Annotated in this window: 3 protein-coding genes; all 3 read left to right on the top strand. The window is 73.7% G+C overall.

Annotated features, from left to right (window positions below; genetic code table 11):
• The first annotated feature begins 56 nt into the window (after positions 1–56).
• From hisD to DMH12_RS37935, 3 genes are read left to right on the top strand one after another with little or no spacing between them, the layout of a single operon-like run.
• The gene (hisD, locus tag DMH12_RS37945; RefSeq protein WP_125495798.1) at positions 57–1367 is read left to right on the top strand and encodes a histidinol dehydrogenase; all 1311 of its coding nucleotides are present in this window, start codon (positions 57–59) and stop codon (positions 1365–1367) included.
• Positions 1364–2158: an SDR family NAD(P)-dependent oxidoreductase gene (locus DMH12_RS37940; protein WP_221763162.1), complete on the top strand. Its 795-nt coding sequence runs from the start codon at positions 1364–1366 to the stop codon at positions 2156–2158. Before hisD ends, DMH12_RS37940 begins: the two co-directional genes overlap by 4 nt.
• Complete coding sequence (locus DMH12_RS37935; protein ID WP_260474497.1) at positions 2155–2940, top strand: HpcH/HpaI aldolase/citrate lyase family protein; 786 nt, start codon at positions 2155–2157, stop codon at positions 2938–2940. The genes DMH12_RS37940 and DMH12_RS37935 overlap by 4 nt, the downstream gene beginning before the upstream one ends.
• The last annotated feature ends 102 nt before the right edge of the window (positions 2941–3042 follow it).

Here is a 3042-nt window from a genome sequence, read left to right as displayed (position 1 = left end):
ACCCCCTCCTGAACGACCTGCCACCCCACCCCTTCACCCACTGGAAGTGAGCCGCCATGCCCCGACACCTCAAGTCTCCCGTGCCCGCCGCCCGAGTGACCGCGGCCCGGGCGGACGTCGCCGAGCGCGTCCGCGTCATCCTCGACGACATCCGCGAGCACGGCGACGACGCCGTACGCCGGTACTCCGAGAAGTTCGACGACTGGAGCCCCGAGTCGTTCCGCCTCTCCCTCGACGAGATCCGCCGGATCGTCTCCCAGGTGCCCGGCACCGTCCTGGACGACATCCGCTTCGTGCAGGACCAGGTCCGCACGTTCGCACAGGCCCAGCGTGACGCGCTGGCCGACGTCGAGATCGAGACGCTGCCCGGCGTCCGCCTCGGCCACCGGCACGTCCCCGTGTCCGGCGCCGGCGCGTACGTACCCGGCGGGCGCTACCCGCTGACCGCGTCGGCGCACATGACGATCGTGACCGCCAAGGTGGCGGGCGTCCCCCGGGTCGCCGCCTGCACCCCGCCGATCCGGGGCGAGATCCCGGCCGCGACGGTCGCGGCCATGCACCTGGCGGGCGCCGACGAGATTCATCTGCTGGGCGGCGTCCAGGCCGTCGCGGCGCTGGCCGTGGGCACCGAGACCATCGAGCGCGTGCCGATGCTCGCCGGGCCCGGTAACGCGTACGTGGCGGAGGCCAAGCGGCAGTTGTTCGGCGAGGTCGGCATCGACCTGTTCGCCGGACCCACCGAGATCCTGGTGATCGCCGACGAGCACGCGGACCCCTTCGTGGTGGCCGTCGACCTGTTGTCGCAGGCGGAGCACGGCCCGGACTCCCCCGCCGTGCTGGTCACCACGTCCGAGGAACTGGGCCGCGAGGCCGAGCGGCACATCGAGCGCCTGCTGTCCGGCCTGCCCACCCGGGACTTCGCCGGACCGGCCTGGCGCGACCACGGCGAGATCGTGGTCGCCGACAGCCTCGACGACGCCTTCCGGATCGCCGACTCCTACGCGAGCGAGCACGTGGAGGTGCTGACCGAGAACCCGCGCCAGGCCCTGGACAGGATGCGGGACTACGGCGCCCTCTTCCTCGGGGAGGGGACCTGCGTCTCCTACGGCGACAAGGTCATCGGCACCAATCACGTCCTGCCCACCCGCGGCGCCGCCCGCTACACCGGCGGTCTGTGGGTCGGCAAGTACCTCAAGACGGTCACCTACCAGGAGGTCACCGACACCGCGTCCTCCGCGCTGCTCGGCGAGGTGTGCGGCCGGGCCGCGCGCGTCGAGCTGTTCGAGGGGCACGCCCGCTCCGGCGACGTGCGTGCCGCCAAGTACGGCCGGGGCGGCCTGCCCTGGAACGAGGAGGGCGCCGCGTGAGCCCCCGTACCGCGGCGCCGGCCGCACCCACCGCGCCGTTGGCCGGGCGTACCGCTCTGGTCACGGGGGGAGGCGGCGGCCTCGGCCGGAGCATCGCACGGCAGCTGGTCGCCGACGGGGCACGGGTGGTGATCACGGGTCGCGACGGGACCAGGCTCGCGGAGACCGCCGACCGTCTCGGCCCGGACGTCTCGCACCGCGTCTGCGACGTCTCCAGCCCCGAACAGGTCGCGGAACTCGCCCACGACCTGGCCGGCGAGGAGATCTCGATCCTGGTCAACAACGCCGGTACGGCGGGGCCGGTGGCACCGCTCACCGAGATCGACCCGCGGGAGTGGGACGAGGTCTTCCACGTGAACGTGCGCGGGGTGTTCCTGATGTGCCGGGCCTTCCTGCCCGCCATGACCGCGCGGGGCACCGGCGACATCGTGAACATCGCCTCGGTCTCCGGCAAACGCCCGCTGGCGCGGCGCACTCCCTACTGCGCCTCGAAGATGGCGGTCATCGGGCTCACCACCACGCTGGCCGCCGAGGCGGGACCGCACGGCGTCATGGTGAACTCCCTGTCCCCCGGTCCCGTTTCCGGCCCCCGGATGGAGCGCAACTTCCGGCTGGAGGCAGAGCGCACGGGCAGCTCCCCCGCCCAGGCCGAGCAGGCGTTCGTGGCCCGCTCCGCCCTGGGGCGGATGGTGACCGAGGACGAGGTCGGCGAGGCCGTCACCGCGATGCTGCGCATGGGCGGTCTGTGCGGGGCCGACATCGACCTCTCGGCCGGGATGGTGGCCCGGTGACGGCCCGCGGCACACCCCGCCGCGGCCTCAAGCGGCGCCTGGCGGACGGCGAGCGGTTGCGGGGCGTCCTGCTGCGGCTTCCGTCGGAGACGCTGGTGGAGATGGCGGGTGTAGCCGGACTCGACTACGTCGTCATCGACTGCGAGCACGGGCCGGCCGACCTGACCCTGCTCCAGCATCACCTCACGGCCGCGGCGGCGCACGGACTGGACGTCCTGGTCCGCGTCGGCTCGGCCGAGCCGGCCCTCGCGCTGCGCTGCCTCGACCTGGGCGCCGCCGGCCTGATCCACCCCCACGTCGACAGCCGCGAGGACGCCCGGCGTGCGGTGGCCGCCAGCCACTACCCGCCGTGGGGGGAGCGCGGTTTCGCCACGTACAGCAGAGCGGGCCGGTTCGGCACGGTCGGCGCGGCCGAGCATGTGGCCGCGTCCCGCGAGACCCTGGTCGTGGCGATGGTCGAGACGCGGCGCGCCTGCGACGCCGCCGACGCCATCGCCGGCACCGAGGGGGTGGACGCGGTCCTGGTGGGCCCCGCCGACCTGGCCGCCGACTGCGGCTTTCCGGACCCCGGCGTCGTCGACGCCCTGATCTCGCGGGCGCACGACGCGACGCGCGCCAACGGGCGGGCCGTGATGGCGATCGTGCCGGACCTCGGCGCCGCCCGGGCCGCCGAGCGGCGGGGCGCACAACTCGTCGTCTACAACATGGCCCACGTACTCATGGACACCCTGCGCTCCCTGACCGCGCCCGGGACGACGGACGCGACCGGGGACCCGGCCTGACGGGGCGAACCCTTGACGCCCCCCGTACGGATCCTTAGTGTTCACCACCAGTTCATACGTATGCACGCCCAGCGCCTGCATCCTCACCCCCTCTCCCCCCTC

It is taken from the genome of Streptomyces sp. WAC 04229 (genome assembly GCF_003947455.1).
Taxonomy (GTDB): domain Bacteria; phylum Actinomycetota; class Actinomycetes; order Streptomycetales; family Streptomycetaceae; genus Streptomyces.
The sequence above is the reverse complement of the archived record's forward strand: the minus strand, read 5'-3'. Positions and strand labels throughout refer to the sequence as shown.

Excerpts from the sequence above, each read along its gene's own strand:
- hisD (WP_125495798.1), top strand. The coding sequence starts at position 57 with ATGCCCCGACACCTCAAGTCTCCCGTGCCCGCCGCCCGAGTGACCGCG.